The following is a 16,409-nucleotide window of genomic DNA, read 5'->3' on the forward strand; positions in this document are numbered from 1 at the left end:
TAACCGCTAGATGATTTGACATAGCAGCGGTCAATTTATTCTGGGCGGACAATCTCGATATAACGAATTTGAGTGACTTCAAGCTCTTCGACGCCGGCAGGGGTGCGTAATAATACGACATCGCCTTCTCTGGCTTTGAGTAAAGCTCGGGCTACGGGCGCAGTCCAGCTGATGTGATTGAGGGTGAGATCGGTTTCATCCACGCCGACAATGCTGATGGTTTCGCTGTAACCATCTTCGCGCTCGTAGCTGACGGTGGCGCTAAAAAAGACTTGGTCGGTGTTTTCTCGCGTGCAAGGATCGACGACTTCGGCAATTTCTAAGCGTTTGGTTAAAAAACGAATACGGCGATCAATTTCGCGTAAGCGGCGTTTACCATATTGATAATCGGCATTTTCTGAACGATCGCCATTACTGGCTGCCCAGTTGATGAGGTGGGTGAGCTCTGGGCGTTCTTTGGTGACGAGTTGGTAGAGTTCGTTTTTTAGGCGTTGCCAGCCATGCGGCGTGATGTAGTTTTTGCTGCCTGAGGGGATGATTAAATCTGCAGGGATTACGTCATCATCATCGCCAGTGGATTCGGTGGTGAATGCTTTGCTCATAATTTATCTTGGGTATAGTACGCTAGGCTTTATGAATAAAAGCCTAGCGGAAGATACTTAGTCTTTTACCTGACCCATCATTGTGAGTCCAGCCCATTTGGTTGCGGCCAATACTTCGGTTTCAGAGAGTTCATAAAACTCACCGCGCTTAAGGCGGCCCGGCAAGCTAAACATACCAAAGCGGATCCGCGTTAGGCGGCTAACCATGATGTTGAAGTGTTCAAACATCCGGCGAACTTCACGGTTACGACCTTCTTTGATCACTACGTGGTACCAATGATTACTACCTTCGCCGCCACGATCTTCGATGCGGGTAAAGTGGGCTTCACCGTCGTCAAGTTTCACGCCTTGGGTGAGTTCTTTCATTTGCTCTGGGGTGAGTTGACCATGAACGCGCACTGCGTATTCACGTTCAACTTGAAAGCTCGGATGCGTCATCCGGTTGGCCAGTTCGCCCGAGGTGGTGAACAGCAACAGGCCGGTGGTGTTAAAGTCCAAACGACCAATGGCAATCCATTTGCTGGAATAAACGCGGCGTAAGCGATCAAACACGGTGACACGGCCTTCTGGATCATCACGGCTGACCAATTCGCCTTCTTGTTTGTGGTACATAATGATGCGCACCATACGGTCTGGCCATTTAAGTGCCACACGCTTGCCATCAATACGTACTTCGTCACCAGGGCTGACTTTGCAACCCAGCGTGGCGATACGACCACCGATAGTGACGCGCTCCGCTTCGATGACTTCTTCCATATCACGGCGTGAACCTAGACCGGAGTAAGCCAAAACTTTTTGTAAGCGATCATCTTCGATTTCAGTGCTCGCAAGACGTTTTTCACGCAAGATTTGCTGAAACGCCAGCTCTTGTTGTGAGCCTTGGCGTTGTTTCATCCGTTTGGCGCGTTTGACGTTTTTACCGCTTTTATCACCATGATGAACAATGGTGGTTTGCGTCGTTTCTGCCGCTTCAATTGGCGTTTTGATGCCTTGAACTTCGCGAGCGCCAGTGGTTTTGGCGATGGCTTGGGCAATCATGCGGCTCATGCCAACGGTGGAATTGCCGCGTTTACGCGTACCGGTGGCAGGGGTAGAAGAGCGCCCAGTGTCGGGCAAGTTTTTGGCGCGATTACGCGCTGCTTCGCTCGCTGAGACAGGTTTCTTTTTGGTTGCGCCGGTTTTGGCAAAAGGCGTTTGCAACGGTTGAGCAGCGGGTTTACCACGACTGCCCGCCTTATTGGCGCTTCGTTGCTGGTCGGCAGCACGGCCTTCACGGATCGCGGGCTGCGGACGGCGGGCTTTAACTGTTTTCATCGGGCATTCTTTCTTTGTTCTATAAGCGTTAATTATAACTGGTTTACTTTATCGATGCTGATAAATGCCAATGGCCGCGCTAGGCGGCCATTAGACTGGGTTTGCTGCACTTAGTTGATCGTTTTTAACGTAAAAAACGCAATGCCACCCAAGCTGGTTAAACCAAAATTAAAGACTTGCTGGTCAAAATTTTCATTGCTCTCAGCTAATTCGATTTTTCTTTGAATCTCAAATAAAACTTCTAATTCTTTAAACCATTTGAGCAAGCGGGTATTTTGATTGAGGTAGCTTTCAATTTCGACTTTGTTTGGATGATCGCCAACGACTTGAATTTTTCCTTCAGCAGCGCTTTGCAGTTGAAAGGCTGGTGGTACTTTGACTGAGGTATAGGCTTGTAAGTGGCTGGCTAAATCCTCACCAAAGCGACGCACTTCGCTGGTCGCGTTATGGGTTAACTCAGAAAGCTGCATGCCGGTTTCTGTTTTTTGGCTGCTGCTTAGCTGCGCAATATCCAAAAAGCGCAGTGCCGAGTTGGTCTCTCATTACTTGGGGGGTCTCTGTAGCCACAGTTCAATCCTCTCTGCTTAGAATAATTTTCATGCCGTAAACTTAGACGTTTTGCGGCGGATCGGTAGTGTAAAAGTTTACATTTATTGATCTAAATGAGTGCTTGTAAACGATAAATTAAGGCCAGTGCGTCACGTGGACTGAGCTCATCCGCATTGATGTCTTGTAGTGCTTCGACAGCAGGGTGCAATTCAAGTTCAGCCGCATCTTCAAAGTTGTTGACGGCGAACAAATCCGCTTGTGGCCCATTTTGTAAGCTATTTTGTTCTAAGTCCAGCAATTTGCGTTTGGCTTGACGCACTACGTCACGCGGCACGCCGGCTAAGCTGGCAACAGCAATCCCGTAGCTTTGTGAGGCAGGGCCTTCTTGGACCGCGTGTAAAAAGACGATTTTGTCTTTGTGTTCAACGGCATCCAAATGCACATTGCTTACTTGCGGGTAGTCTTGCGCGAGTCGAGTCAGTTCAAAATAGTGCGTGGCAAACAGGGTATAGCTGCGATTTTTTTCGATTAAGGCGCGAGCGATGGACCAAGCCAGCGCTAAACCATCAAACGTCGATGTGCCACGGCCAACTTCATCCATCAGCACCAAGCTGTATTCGTTGGCATTATTCAAAATATTGGCGGTTTCGGTCATTTCGACCATAAAGGTTGATCGGCCACCGGCTAAATCATCGCTCGCCCCAATGCGCGTAAAAATTCGATCGACTCGACCGATCTTGGCGCTTTGTGCTGGCACGTAACTACCGATGTGCGCCAGCAAGACAATAAGGGCCACTTGCCGCATATACGTCGATTTACCGCCCATATTCGGGCCAGTAATCAGCAGTAATTTGCGCGCTAAATGAAACTCGGCGCTATTGGGAATGAAGTCGTCAATTTGCGCTTCAACCACCGGGTGACGACCGGCTTCGATGTGTAAGACCGCATCGTCACAAAACTGCGGGGCAATATAACCACTGAGCTCAGCGCGCTGCGCTAAGCAGACGAGTACATCCAGGGTGGCCACCGCTTGGCCTGCTAGACGCAAGGTGCTGAGGTGAACTTGCAGCGCTTCGATGAGGCCTTCATAAAGCTGTTTTTCCAGCGCCAAAGCCCGCTCATTGGCTGATAGGGCTTTTTCTTCAAACTGCTTTAATTCTGGCGTGATGTAACGCTCGGCATTTTTCATCGTTTGCCGACGGCGGTAGTCTTCGGGTACTTGGCTCAGGTATGAGTTGGTAACCTCAATAAAAAAGCCAGCTACGCGGTTATACTCCACTCGTAAACTGCTAATGCCGGTGCGTTCGCGTTCGCGTAATTCTAGCTGGGTAAGAAAGTCGCCACAGTTGCTTTGAATATGACGTAACTCATCCAGATCGCTTGAATAACCATCTGCAATCACGCCGCCTTCACGAATTAATACCCCCGGTTCGGCTTGAATTGCCGCTTGTAGCAAGCTGGCAATGGCGGGTTCCGCATTCAGAGCCGCCGCTAAGCCGCGAAATAATCCATTGTGCGGGAGCTGCGCGGCCAATTGCGGCAATACCAGCAAACTGCTGCGTAAACTCGCCAGATCGCGGGGGCGTGCGCTGCGCAGTGCAATGCGGGACACGATGCGCTCAATATCAGCGATTTCACGCAGGACTGGATATAGCATTTCACCGCGCGCTTGCTCAATCAGCGTGCTAATGGCGTCTTGCCGCTCGATGATTTTGTGGTGTTGGCGTAAGGGGTGGTGTAGCCAGTGCGCCAATAGGCGTGAACCCATGCCAGTTGCGCATTGATCAAGTAAAGAAAACAGCGTGGGTGTCGTTTCGCCACGAATGGTTTCGGTAATTTCAAGATTGCGTCGTGTGGCGGCATCAAGCTCAATGTATTGCGCGGTGCTTTCTACCCGTAGACCATCGAGAGCTGGCAGCGAGCCGCCTTGCGTGCTACGAACATAATCGAGCAAAGCACCCGCAGCGCCGAGTGCCAGCATGTCATTGCTCACGCCAAAGCCGCTTAAATCATGGACGCTAAAATGCCGACTCAGATTGCGCTGGGCGCTGTCATTTTCAAATTGCCAGCTGGCAATTTTGCGCACCGGAATGCGTAGCTGATCAAGCAGTGCCAGCTCAGTGCCTTCGGGCACTAAGATTTCAGCAGGGCGCAGACGTTCCAGTTCTGAGCTGATTTTTTCAACGTCCGTATCCATTAAAGCAAAGTCGCCCGACGCCAATGACAACCAGGCCATGCCCAGTTGGCCTTTGACAAAACGTAGCGCTAACAGGCGGTTTTCTTGCTTGTCGTCCAGCAGTGCCGCGTCGGTTAGGGTGCCCGGTGTGACCACGCGCATGACTTTGCGCTCGACCGGCCCTTTGCTGGTGGCTGGGTCACCAATTTGTTCGCAAATGGCAATCGATTCTCCGAGTTTGACTAATTTAGCCAAGTACGGTTCAAGCGAGTGAAACGGAATGCCGCACATTTTTGATGGGTTCACCGGCGCTGCTGCCACGGGTGGTGAGGGTGATGTCGAGCAAGCGCGCCGCTTTGACTGCATCCTCATAAAATAACTCGTAAAAATCCCCCATGCGATAAAACACCAACTTGTCGGTGTGATCGGCCTTGAGCGAAAAATATTGCGCCATCATGGGCGTGTGGGTTGGGGCGGCGGACGTTTTGCTGCTTTTGGCCATGATGTGTTCCGTATTACGAGTATATGAGTGGGCGTCTTGCTTGTTATGCTTTAGCGGGCAATACCCATGTTGGGGTGATTGGCTTGCCAAATGGGTAACCAGCCGATTTGATCGGCGGCAACTTGAAAGTCAGCGTGAACGCCAAGACCGGGCACGGCGGCCAGTTGACCGTTAATGTAAATCAGCGGCGTGGTTTCGCGTAGCCATGGCGCAATACCCAGAGCTTGGCAATGGGCTTTGAGCGAGCGTGTTGGCCGGTTGGCTGCCAGCCTGAGGCTTTCGCCACCAGAGCGACCAGCAATGCGATAGCCTTGCTGTAAAAAGCGCGGATCGATACCATGCTCTGCTTCAATCCAGCGAAGTTCACCATGCCAATCGGCAATCTGCACCCCGTCTTGCCATTGGCGGTCTAATTGAGGGCCCGGATTTATGCTGGCACGCGTGATATGCAATGCGCCGCGATAGCGGCGAATCGCGGCATTACGCCAAACGAGCGCTGGGCAAGTGTCGCTGGCAGCAGCAAAAGTGACCCGCAGTAATTCGTCAAATGCACGCAACTCGAGCGTAATGCCGTGGGTGTCTAGCCAATGATGTAAGGCATTGCGTTGCCGTGCTGGGCTGAGCTGTTGAAATGGCTCGAGCTGCAAAGCCTGATCTTGCACACACCGCACGAGGTCTTCTTGGGCGCACTCTAATAAAATCGCCGCAGCATCGCCTTGATGTATTGCGCTACGCGCAATAGTTGCTATGGCCTTGGGGTTAATACTCTCAAGTAAAGGGATGAGCTCATGGCGGATTTTATTGCGTTTAAAGGCCGTATTTTGATTGCTTTCATCTTCCACCCAAGCCAACTGATGGACATTGGCATAATCCAGCAAGGCCGAGCGTGGCAACTGCAATAATGGACGTAACACATCGGTATTGGCGTTCAGCGCCCGCAAGGACTTCATTGCCGACAGGCCCGCTGGGCCACTGCCGCGCAGCAAATTGATTAACAGTGTTTCGCTTTGATCGTTTTGGTGGTGGGCGAGCACGATGGCATCACAAGCTTGTTCAGTAAACGCACGATAACGCGCGGTGCGGGCGTTGCTTTCAATGCCGAGTCCAGTATCTTGCGATACGTTGACATGCGCTATTTGGCAAGAGATGTGGAGTGCTTGGCAAAAATCGCGTGCATGTTCGGCCCAAACGTCAGCATTGGGCGATAAGCCATGGTGAACATGAATGGCGCTTAAGCTAAAGCCCAGTTCAGCTTGTTGTTGACTGAGCCAGTGCAGCAGTACGCTTGAATCCAATCCTGCCGAGAAACCCACGCATAAGCGGATGGGGGGGCTGGATTGAAAACGGGGGCGTTGGCCCCCGTTGCAGCAAAAGTCACGAAGGGCGGCCGATGCGGCAAGCCAGCCTTCGTGATTGAATGTCGTTTTAGGCGACGGATTCTTCTTTAAATTTGCCATATTCCATTAGACGCTCAAAGCGATCATCGAGAAGTTGATCAATCGATTTGGCTTGTAAGTTTTTAAGCCCATCGGCAATTGATTTTTTCATTGCACTCATCATCAGTTGGTAGTCGCGATGTGCGCCGCCAACCGGCTCATTAATTACTTTGTCGACCAAACCGAGGGTTTTTAAGCGTGTTGCGGTGATGCCAAGGGCTTCGGCGGCATCGGAGGCGCGTTCGCGGTTTTTCCACAAAATGGTGGCGCAGCCTTCCGGAGAAATCACTGAGTACGTTGAATATTGCAGCATTTGTACAATATCGCCGACGGCAATCGCCAGTGCACCGCCAGAGCCGCCTTCACCAATAATGGTGCAGATGGTCGGGACGCGCAGTTTGGCCATTTCAAATAAATTGCGACCAATGGCTTCTGACTGTCCACGCTCTTCAGCGCCAATGCCAGGGTAAGCGCCCGGTGTATCGATAAAGGTAATGACAGGAATGTTGAATTTTTCTGCCAATTTCATCAAGCGCAATGCTTTGCGATAGCCTTCTGGACGTGGCATACCAAAATTACGCATGATTTTTTCTTTGGTATCACGCCCTTTTTGGTGGCCAATGACCATGACACTTTGACCATTAAAGCGGGCCAAACCACCCACAATCGCTAAGTCATCGGCAAATGCGCGATCACCATGCAATTCTTGGAAGTCTGTAAAAATACCGGCGATATAGTCGTAGGTATACGGACGCTGCGGATGGCGCGCCACTTGAGAAATTTGCCACGGCGACAGTTTGGCGTAGATCGTTTTAGTGAGCTCTTGGCTCTTTTTTTCTAAATGCGAAATTTCAACTGAGATATCTACTGCCGAATCGTCCTGCACGTAGCGCAGTTCTTCGATCTTGTTTTCGAGTTCGGCTACAGATTGCTCGAAGTCGAGGAAGGTCGTTTTCATGCTCTTCATACTCCAGAAGCGCCACTTACAAATAGCGCACGCGCGCAACTAGCCAGTATGGCCAGCGCGTAAAATGGCGCAATCATACAGCAAGCACGGCCGCACTCCAAGATGCCAGCGGCTTTGTCGCCATCAATTGCCGTGCTTGACAGATGGAGTTAGGTATTGCGAAAAACAATATCGGCTTTCACGTCGAGTTTTTGTAAGCCTTTGCGGCTTTGCAGATTAATCACTAATGGCGCATTGGTATTGGCGCTAATGGCTTGGCCTTCAGGGCGCGACAAAATTAAAAACAACTTGGCATCATTTGCGGTGATTAAATCAATTTGCTGGCATTCCTCGTCCGACAAAGTCAGGGCATAATTGAGTCCCAAACGCTCGGTTTCTACTAAAGTAAATAACACGGTGGCATCGTCGAGAGATTGCAGCCATAACACTTTAGGATCCAGATTTTCTTCGTGGAGCAGTTTGTAATTCTTGCAGTCTTCAAAGCCGGGAATACCCAGCGGAAACTGAATAATAGTATCGGGATCGACTTCAATTTGGCCAAAACGGCTAGGATATACTTGCATTTAACGGGCTCCGCCAAGAATATGAAAGGCTAGGGTCTATTGATGCTGGGTTTGCCACCGCGCAGGAGCACTTTTCGCGGCAAACTAAACATGAACTGACCCTAGAATAACGTATTCATTCTTAAAGTGGTTGGCTTGGGTTTGTGTTGTTGTAATTTCAGGAGGCTTGTGTTTTAGCGTTTACTGATAAACAATTGAATTACTAAAGAATTTCAAACTTGCGTCGATAATTGGCATAATGGAAGAAATTGAGTGTGCGCCATTAAATTGGCATAGGAAGCAATCATGAAAATTGACAACTCTGGCAAGCCATTGGCGAGCGTTACCGCACGACCATTAGAAGGGCGCACGGCCGCGAAAACGGAACAAGCTGCGGAAAAAAACAGCGTTAGCATTAATCCTTTGGCCGCCCAGCTCTCTAATGCTGCGGGCGTTGGTAAAAGCGATTCCCCTTTTGATTCAAAAAAAGTGGAACAAATTCGTCAAGCAATTGCCGAAGGGCGCTTTACTATTAAGCCTGAGGCGATTGCTGATGGTTTAATCTCTAGTGTTAAATCTTTGCTCGCTCGACCATAATGTCAGCGATGGATTTATACCAGTCGGTTTCTATTGAGCTGCTCGAAGTTGAGCGTCTTGTGGCGTTAATGCAACGTGAGCAAGACATTCTGACTACCCGCCAATTTGATCAAATCAATGATTTACTGATTTTAAAAACGCGTGCAGTTCAGCAATTAGAAATCGCAACGCAATCTCGTATGCAATGCGCGCAGCAATTGAATTTGCATACGGCTTCGCAAATGAATGATTATTTGTCGGTAGATAGCAAAATCGCTCCGCAATGGCGGCATTTACAACAGCAAGCCAAGCTGGCGGAAGTGCTCAATCGCAGTAATGCTCAATTGGTGCAATGCCATGAAGATGCTAATCGTCATTTATTAAGCTTGCTATCGCAAGAAAAAAATCAGGAAATTGCCTATAGCGCCAATGGCCGATTACGCCATCAGCAAACTTTAGGCCGCCCACTCGATCGCGCTTAATTGCCGCTTGATTTACCGATGTATTTCATCCCATCTGCTTGTTGAATTCATCTCGGTCATACCCCCTGTTTTGCCAGCTAAAATCAAACCGTCAGTGCTCGACGGTTTGATCATCACAATGTTGTCTTTTGGCTTAACTATCCTGGTATTTACGCCGTCCAATCTTTTTTGCGCACGTTATCTGAGCTGCTATTGCCCCATCGGTATTGATTATTACCATTAATAATTACTGAAATACAAAATTAACGTAAGTCTAAAGTCGCTACATGCTTTCTGTTATTTTTGTTTTGGTGGGGCGCTGTAAATAATATGCAGCGTGGTAGCGCACACGTTCATCGATTTAAAAGTGGGTGTGATGCGGTGATAGCTATTTTATCAACATGGTCGATGATAAAACATCACTCACAATTGAAATAAGGGGTTGGTGATGACGATGACGCCGATTGCACCACGGGTGGCTTTATTTGTACCTTGTTTTATTGATTCGAGCTTTCCTGAAATCGGGGTGGCAACGCTGCAATTACTGGAGCGCTTGGGATGTATTGTTGCGTATCCATTCAACCAAACCTGCTGCGGTCAGCCGCTCGCCAATGAGGGCGATCAAAAAAATGCTGCCGCTTGTGAAGCCTTATTTGTGCAGAACTTTGCGGGTTACGACTATATCGTCGGTCCATCAGCCAGCTGTATTCACCATATTCGGCAACACTTGGATGCCATTGAACAAACCGCTGAAGTGACGCAAGTGAGAACGCATGCGTATGAATTGGTCGAATTTTTGCACGATATATTGCAAATACGCGATTTTCCTTGGGCATCATTCCCGCACAAAGTGGCCTTGCACAATAGCTGTACTTCATTACGCAGTTTGCAGCCACCACTGGCATCAATGTCAGAAATTCGTGGGCCGGTTTTTTCTAAACCGAAAGAATTATTGGCCAATGTACCGGGCATCGAGTGGGTTGAATTAGAGCGAGCCGATGAATGCTGTGGTTTTGGTGGTTTGTTTTCTATTTTTGAAGAGGGCGTCTCGGCCAAAATGGGGTATGACAAGGTGGATGATCAACGACGAGCGGGGGCTGAATATATCGTTTCTGCCGATATGAGTTGCTTGATGCACCAAAAAGGCTGTGCGCAGCGTTTGGGTTATGGACAAAAGTACATTCATATTGCCCAGATATTGAATGGAGATACCGCATGAAACCAGTAGATCAGTCGGCTGCGGCGGATGAATTTATCGCCGATGTGCAGCATGAACGTTTTCATGATCATCATTTGTGGGACTTAAGAAAAGGGCGGGATCAGGCGCGAGATCACATTCCTGAATGGGAAATGCTGCGCCAGCTAGCGTCTGACATTAAAGCGCATACGCTGACGCATTTGGCGGATTATCTCGAAGAGTTTGAACGTAAAGCAACGGCCAATGGGGTGCAGGTACATTGGGCGCAAGATGCCCAAGAGCATAATCGCATTGTTGGCGAGATTTTTGCGGCACGTCAGGTCAAAACCGTGATTAAAAGTAAATCGATGCTCACTGATGAGTGTCAGATGCGACCGTATTTGGCCGAGCGCGGTATTACGGTAATTGAATCGGATTTGGGCGAACGTATTCAGCAATTGGATGATGATCAACCGCCGAGTCATATTGTGGTGCCTGCAGTGCATAAGTTGCGGGGTGATGTTGCCAAATTGTTTGCTCGGACCATTAACGCTGATCCGAATAATGACGACCCTAAAGTGTTGAGTGAGGCAGGGCGACAAAGCCTGCGACCGCATTTTTTAGCTGCCGATGCGGGGATGACTGGTGCTAATTACTTGATTGCTGAAACGGGTAGCTTTGTGGTGTGTACCAATGAAGGCAACGCCGACATTAGCGCCAATTTACCGCCCTTGCATGTCGCGTCAGTAGGCATTGAAAAGCTGATTCCACGGATTGAGGATTTGGGGGTGTTTATTCGTTTGTTATCGCGCAGTGCTTTAGGTTCGCCCATCACCCAATATACCTCGCATTTTCGTGCCCCACGTGATGGTGGTGAAATGCATATTGTGTTGGTCGATAACGGCCGTTCTGCGCGGTTGGGGATGGCTGATTTTTGGACTTCACTCAAGTGTATTCGCTGCGGGGCGTGCATGAATACTTGCCCAGTGTATCGGCGTAGTGGTGGTTTGAGTTATGGCAGTGTTTACCCGGGCCCATTGGCGTGATTTTAAATCCAGCGATTGATTTGCATCGCTATCGTGCTTTGCCTTATGCATCCACCATGAATGGCAGTTGTACCAGTGTGTGCCCAGTCAAAATTAATATCCACGAGCAAATCTATCAGTGGCGGCGAATTATCAGTGAAAAACAAGAGCTGCCGCTCTTGCGTCGAGGTGCGCTCGATGTAGCGGCTAAAGTCTTGGCGAATCCGGCATTGTTTCGTCGTGTCATTGCTGGGGTTGACCAAATGAGTCGTGAGTTTCCTAGGGCTCTGATTTATAACCCGCTCAATGCTTGGGGCTTGCAGCGTGAAATCCCCGATGCGCCAAAAGCTACATTTCATCAGTGGTGGGCTAAAAACCGAGGAGCTGATCATGAGTAGTCGCGATATTATTTTGGCGCAAGTCCGCGTCAATCAGCCGCCGGCGAGTGATTTACCCAAAGTACCGTTGTTTGCTGCCGACTTGCCAAGCCCATGGCCGCAATTTCAAGTGAGCTTGCAACGAATGGGGGGGCAAATTTTAGATTGCCCTGAAGGTGTGCATTTGAACGCTTTGCTCGCCCAGTATTTTCCGCAGGCTAAAATTATTGCTTCAGTCGTTCCCGAAGTGATTGGTAATTTTAATGTGTTGCAAGGCGAAGATCCGCATCGCTTGGCCGAGGTAGATGTCGCTGTGGTGCGTGCACGTTTTGCTGTGGCTGAAACCGGCAGCGTTTGTTTTACAGAACAAGAATTGGTGATTAATGCGCTGGCGTATCTTGCTCAGCATTTAGTGGTGCTACTGGATGTAAATGAAATTGTTGGCAATTTGCACCAAGCATATCAACGTGCCGAGTTTCAAATGGCCCGATACACCGTCCTACATAGCGGCCCTTCGGCGACAGCGGATATTGAAGGTACTTTGGTGCATGGCGCACAAGGTGTTCGTTCATTGTCGGTGGTTGCTTATCAACGCCTTTCTAATGTGGTGTGATTAAATTCTTCATCCAATATCAAAACTTATGCTTATCGCTGTGTTCAGTATTAAGCTGTAATGACGTTTTTATCTCAGCAGACTCTAGGGGACACCATGGATATTGCCAGCTTTTCCGATTTACTGACTGCAGCTCGTTCCCAGCCGACACCACAAAGGCTATTGTTTGTTTTTACTGGGGCGGGATTACCTGAGGATGCGACTGCAGAGCAAATTGCTCAGTTTTCTGCCCAGCAAGCGGGTGAGTTAACGCCCTTGATGTATGTGGATAAATCGCCGATGGAGCTAAGTACATTTGCAGCATTGACTGCTGAATCAGAACAGCTCGTCCCCGATTGGGATGTGGTATTTGTTGCTGGTTTAGGTGGCAAAGGATTGCTAGCGCCGACTCATGATGAAATTGAGAGCGCATTTCAACGGATGATGGCTGCAATTCAATCGGGTGCAGTACAGTCGTTTTTAGCCTTTCGCCGCGACGGAGAGATCGTGCAGTTAGTCGTTTAATGGGTGAATAAATGTCCGAAATCATTTCGGACATTCGTAAATCCATATATTAGCGGCAAAATTGACAAGGAATGACCTAGAAAGCCCAATCTACGTATTCTGCAATCGAGCTGCATTGTGTTGCGAACATCCGAATGAGTAAGTTTTTCATGTGTAGTACTTATGCTTCATTCTGAGCGCCACATTCACTAAAGCAATGAGTACGGGCACTTCAACCAAGGGGCCAATCACGCCCACAAAGGCTTGATCAGAACTCAAGCCAAACACGGCAATCGACACCGCAATTGCTAGCTCAAAATTATTGCCGGTCGATGTAAACGCAATCGACGCATTTTGATCGTACGGCAAGCCCATTTTCTTGCCGATGAAAAAACTCACGAAAAACATCACCATGAAATAGATAACCAGCGGGATGGCGATTTGCAGCACGTCCATCGGTAGCTCAACGATCATTTCACCCTTCAAGCTAAACATCAGCACGATGGTCGCCAACAAAGCAATCAGTGTGATTGGCGAAATAAACGGGATAAACACCGTGTTGTACCAATCCTCGCCTTTGGCTGCCACCAACCATTTGCGGCTCAAAAATCCGGCTAGAAAAGGAATCCCAAGATAAATCAGTACACTTTGCGCAATATCGAGAATCGTAATGTTCAACGTAAACCCTTGCAGGCCAAATAGTGGTGGCAACACAGTAATAAACAACCAGGCCATAACGCTGTAACTCATAATTTGGAACACACTATTGATCGCGACTAAGGCTGCCCCGTATTCCTTGCTGCCGCCGCTAAGGTCATTCCAAACCAGCACCATCGCAATACAACGCGCCAGCCCAATCAAAATCAGCCCGACCATATAGCCAGGCTGATCGCGTAAAAAGATGATAGCTAGCAAAAACATTAAAATCGGACCGACGATCCAATTCATCACCAAAGACAGCGTAAGCGCCTTTTTATCCCGAGTAACTTTACCCAAAAGACTGTAATTCACTTTCGCTAGCGGCGGATACATCATCAAAATTAGGCCAATCGCTAGCGGAATATTGGTCGTGCCCACTGACAGAGCATCATTGAGCTGCGCCACTTGCGGAAAAACCACGCCGATCCCAATACCCACTGCCATGGCTAAAAAAATCCACAATGTGAGGTTGCGATCCAAAAAACTCATTTTGTGTACCGTTGATTCATTGGTGCAGGTTTTTAGATTCATGTTGAATACTCAAGTGACTTGAATTTAAGAACGGTGTTTATTGATGACCTTGTTCGGCCAATTTTAAAAGTCACGGGACGCCAATCGGCTCATTTTTCAGCAAGGGCGCTTCGGCAAAGCGTTGTGCGTGAGCAGTCGAATCCTAAAACCAGAACTGAAAAATGCTTGCAAACAGTGAGGTGCCCGTATCCGTATTGGTTCTCCATCAAAGCGATTTTCTCACTACACGACGAGCGTAAGCCTTCTTTTAGTAAAGCTCTTCCTTGGGTATCAAGCTGTGCGCCTTTTCTAGTAAGTGCTTGCTGCCTATACTGCTTGGTGATTTCATGTGGATCAATCCGGCTTACCATTAGCTTATCTAAGCTGCCGATCAGTGTTTCGCTCAAATGAGCTGCAGGATCGGAAGTGGTTAAATGAACCGGCAAACCGCAGTGGATTTTGTAAGAAGTTCATGGCCGTTCCTTGATGGAATATGCACTAGAAAAAAAACGTCACCAAATAGCCCATCATGATCGCCATGCCTAAAATCACCGTTAGGAAGGCCACAATCATTGGCGTTTTAAACATCGACTTGAGCAGAATCACCTCGGTAAGGCTAGCTCCGGCACTGCCAATAATCAGCGCCATCACTGCGCCAATCCCCATGCCTTTGCCCAATAATGAAGAAGCTAAAGGGATCACCGCTTCGGCTCGGATATACAATGGAATCCCAATTACCGCGCTCAACGGTACGGCAAATGGATTGTCTGAGCCTGCGTGTTTGGCAATCCATTCGGCAGGAACAAAACCGTAGATAACAGAACCGAGTAACACCCCAAGAGCAAGAAAAGGCAAGACTTCTTTAAATTGCGTCCATGCATCTAAACTGGCTTGGCGGTAATTCAGCGGTGTATTCGCTGCTTGCGCTTTACCTTGATCATTGTGAGTGCTAGCTGTTGAGCATGATGAAACTGGCTTGGTGACATTGCAGCAGCTCGACTTGGCGGCGGGTATTTCTTCAATTACAGGTGCAGCGGTGCAGCATGCACTCTTGGTGACAGGCGTTTCTTGAGTGGGCATAGCCACTGCCGCTGCTTTATTGCAAGCGGTACCCGACGTTTTGGCCTTAATTACGTATCGCTCAAAGCCTAACTTATCGAGCAATAAGCTGGCCAGTAGCGACACACCGGCAGCAATAACGATGTAGGTGAGCGTAATTTGCCAACCAAAACTCACCCACATTAAGCCGACGATAATCGGATTGAGTAAGGGTGATACAAATAGGAAAGTCAGTGTGGGGCCAAAACCCGCTTTAGCCGATAACAAACCACGTAACATGGGAATCGTTGAACAGCTACAAAATGGCGTCAGCGAACCCAGTGCCGTCGCAATCAAATAGCCTTTACCTTGGCGTTGCCCAAAGTACCTGCTGAATTTTCGCATTCGAAAATTTTTGCCGGGCCAGGGCGACGCCCGCACTGATGATTAAGAATAAAACCGATAACTCGACGGCTAGAAATACAAACATGTTAGACGCGTCTGCTAGTATCGTTGCCCACTCATTCATTTCACTTTACCTCTTTGCTGGCACCATCCATTCGCCAGCAATTTAATTGATTAACAACTTCGCGAACCGGAGCAGCATTTTTTTGCTGGCTGAGCAGTAGTCTCAGGTAGATCAAGACCTAAAAAGCGCGCCAATTCTGCCCGAGTCGGATAACGCCCCGCCAAAGCCATTTCGCCTTCCACCAGAACGACAGGGAGTGCTTCAGCGCCAGAGCGCACTAGAAATGCCTTTACAAGGTCATCTTCCGCAAACGCCATTGGCTGCTTTGCCAAATTAAAGCGTTCAATCGCCGCACCTTGTTGCTTGGCCCAATCGATATCGGCTGAGGCATTCACCAAAGCTTGGTCTACATCTTCACCGCATACGCCAGAGCTACAGCACAGGGCGGGGTCAAAAATTTGTATTTTGCTCATGATTTTCTCCTAAGCGCATTTGTGAAACGCCGCCGACGGATTACTCCGTCTTCGGAGCAGGGCAGCACAGTGGTGGCAATACAGCGGGTGAGCAGCTCGATTGCGCGCGTAAATCAGCACATTGTTCGGGCTGCCCTTCGCAACATTCCTCAGTCAGATAGGCGATTAAATCCAGCATCAAGCTGAGATTGGCGCGGTAACGCATATAGCGTCCTTCTTGCGTCACCGTCACCACATTGGCTTGCACCATGGCTTTCAGGTGAAACGACATATTGGTTGGCGGTAGTCCCAGTGCAGTCGCAATCTCTCCTGCCACCATGCCGACATGGCCTTGGCGTACTAATAAACGGTAGGCATCTAAACGGATGCCCGATGAAAGCGACTCAAAAATAGTCGTAGCGATTAATTTTTCCATAATTC

General features: G+C 48.9%; 20 protein-coding genes. 7 read left to right on the plus strand and 13 right to left on the minus strand.

Annotation, left to right across the window (positions count from 1 at the left end):
- Positions 1-35 precede the first annotated feature (35 nt).
- The 8 genes from greB to fliW form a co-directional block, all read right to left on the minus strand.
- Complete coding sequence (gene greB, locus GKO28_RS15195) at positions 36-602, minus strand: transcription elongation factor GreB (RefSeq protein WP_182076917.1); 567 nt, start codon at positions 600-602, stop codon at positions 36-38.
- 57 nt (positions 603-659) lie between these two features.
- Complete coding sequence (locus GKO28_RS15200) at positions 660-1,916, minus strand: pseudouridine synthase (protein ID WP_182076918.1); 1,257 nt, start codon at positions 1,914-1,916, stop codon at positions 660-662.
- 110 nt (positions 1,917-2,026) lie between these two features.
- The gene (locus tag GKO28_RS15205) at positions 2,027-2,431 is read right to left on the minus strand and encodes a hypothetical protein (protein WP_182076919.1); all 405 of its coding nucleotides are present in this window, start codon (positions 2,429-2,431) and stop codon (positions 2,027-2,029) included.
- A gap of 143 nt (positions 2,432-2,574) precedes the next feature.
- Entirely contained in the window at positions 2,575-4,947 is a 2,373-nt protein-coding gene (mutS, locus tag GKO28_RS15210) for a DNA mismatch repair protein MutS (RefSeq protein ID WP_374220735.1), read from the minus strand.
- Positions 4,904-5,143 (minus strand): hypothetical protein, encoded by a 240-nt coding sequence (locus GKO28_RS22980; protein WP_374220736.1) that lies wholly within the window; start codon positions 5,141-5,143, stop codon positions 4,904-4,906. The genes mutS and GKO28_RS22980 overlap by 44 nt, the downstream gene beginning before the upstream one ends.
- 50 nt (positions 5,144-5,193) lie before the next feature.
- The gene (tilS, locus tag GKO28_RS15215; protein WP_282099334.1) at positions 5,194-6,600 is read right to left on the minus strand and encodes a tRNA lysidine(34) synthetase TilS; all 1,407 of its coding nucleotides are present in this window, start codon (positions 6,598-6,600) and stop codon (positions 5,194-5,196) included.
- Complete coding sequence (locus GKO28_RS15220; protein WP_182076921.1) at positions 6,569-7,537, minus strand: acetyl-CoA carboxylase carboxyltransferase subunit alpha; 969 nt, start codon at positions 7,535-7,537, stop codon at positions 6,569-6,571. The genes tilS and GKO28_RS15220 overlap by 32 nt, the downstream gene beginning before the upstream one ends.
- Before the next feature lie 158 nt (positions 7,538-7,695).
- Positions 7,696-8,109 carry a flagellar assembly protein FliW gene (gene fliW, locus GKO28_RS15225; protein WP_182076922.1) on the minus strand — a complete coding sequence of 138 codons (414 nt, stop codon included), beginning with the start codon at positions 8,107-8,109 and terminating at the stop codon, positions 7,696-7,698.
- 285 nt (positions 8,110-8,394) lie between these two features.
- On the opposite strand from fliW, the gene flgM reads away from it, so the two are divergent.
- The 7 genes from flgM (at position 8,395) to GKO28_RS15255 (ending at position 12,821) form a co-directional block, all read left to right on the plus strand.
- The gene (gene flgM / locus GKO28_RS15230; protein ID WP_182076923.1) at positions 8,395-8,685 is read left to right on the plus strand and encodes a flagellar biosynthesis anti-sigma factor FlgM; all 291 of its coding nucleotides are present in this window, start codon (positions 8,395-8,397) and stop codon (positions 8,683-8,685) included.
- Positions 8,686-8,693: 8 nt separating this feature from the next.
- Positions 8,694-9,146, plus strand: coding sequence for a flagella synthesis protein FlgN (locus GKO28_RS15235; protein ID WP_182076924.1), 453 nt, complete (start codon positions 8,694-8,696; stop codon positions 9,144-9,146).
- 427 nt (positions 9,147-9,573) lie between these two features.
- A complete protein-coding gene (locus tag GKO28_RS15240; protein WP_203564200.1) occupies positions 9,574-10,344 on the plus strand; it encodes a (Fe-S)-binding protein in 771 nt (256 codons plus the stop codon).
- Complete coding sequence (locus GKO28_RS15245; protein WP_247646580.1) at positions 10,341-11,348, plus strand: lactate utilization protein B; 1,008 nt, start codon at positions 10,341-10,343, stop codon at positions 11,346-11,348. Before GKO28_RS15240 ends, GKO28_RS15245 begins: the two co-directional genes overlap by 4 nt.
- The gene (locus GKO28_RS20380; RefSeq protein WP_247646581.1) at positions 11,345-11,725 is read left to right on the plus strand and encodes a hypothetical protein; all 381 of its coding nucleotides are present in this window, start codon (positions 11,345-11,347) and stop codon (positions 11,723-11,725) included. The genes GKO28_RS15245 and GKO28_RS20380 overlap by 4 nt, the downstream gene beginning before the upstream one ends.
- A complete protein-coding gene (locus GKO28_RS15250; RefSeq protein WP_182076925.1) occupies positions 11,718-12,317 on the plus strand; it encodes an LUD domain-containing protein in 600 nt (199 codons plus the stop codon). The genes GKO28_RS20380 and GKO28_RS15250 overlap by 8 nt, the downstream gene beginning before the upstream one ends.
- Before the next feature lie 96 nt (positions 12,318-12,413).
- The gene (locus GKO28_RS15255) at positions 12,414-12,821 is read left to right on the plus strand and encodes a ribonucleotide reductase subunit alpha (RefSeq protein WP_182076926.1); all 408 of its coding nucleotides are present in this window, start codon (positions 12,414-12,416) and stop codon (positions 12,819-12,821) included.
- Between the two features lie 147 nt (positions 12,822-12,968).
- On the opposite strand, the gene arsB is transcribed toward GKO28_RS15255, so the two are convergent.
- The 5 genes from arsB to GKO28_RS15280 form a co-directional block, all read right to left on the minus strand.
- Positions 12,969-14,030 (minus strand): ACR3 family arsenite efflux transporter, encoded by a 1,062-nt coding sequence (gene arsB, locus GKO28_RS15260; RefSeq protein WP_182076927.1) that lies wholly within the window; start codon positions 14,028-14,030, stop codon positions 12,969-12,971.
- 89 nt (positions 14,031-14,119) lie between these two features.
- Positions 14,120-14,416 carry a hypothetical protein gene (locus tag GKO28_RS22985; RefSeq protein WP_203564201.1) on the minus strand — a complete coding sequence of 99 codons (297 nt, stop codon included), beginning with the start codon at positions 14,414-14,416 and terminating at the stop codon, positions 14,120-14,122.
- 91 nt (positions 14,417-14,507) lie between these two features.
- A complete protein-coding gene (locus GKO28_RS15270) occupies positions 14,508-15,452 on the minus strand; it encodes a permease (protein ID WP_203564202.1) in 945 nt (314 codons plus the stop codon).
- A gap of 174 nt (positions 15,453-15,626) precedes the next feature.
- Complete coding sequence (gene arsD / locus GKO28_RS15275; RefSeq protein WP_182076928.1) at positions 15,627-15,989, minus strand: arsenite efflux transporter metallochaperone ArsD; 363 nt, start codon at positions 15,987-15,989, stop codon at positions 15,627-15,629.
- 40 nt (positions 15,990-16,029) lie between these two features.
- A complete protein-coding gene (locus tag GKO28_RS15280; RefSeq protein ID WP_182076929.1) occupies positions 16,030-16,404 on the minus strand; it encodes a helix-turn-helix transcriptional regulator in 375 nt (124 codons plus the stop codon).
- Between the last annotated feature and the right edge of the window lie 5 nt (positions 16,405-16,409).

Origin of the sequence: Deefgea sp. CFH1-16 (assembly GCF_016881365.1) — a bacterium.
GTDB lineage: Bacteria > Pseudomonadota > Gammaproteobacteria > Burkholderiales > Chitinibacteraceae > Deefgea.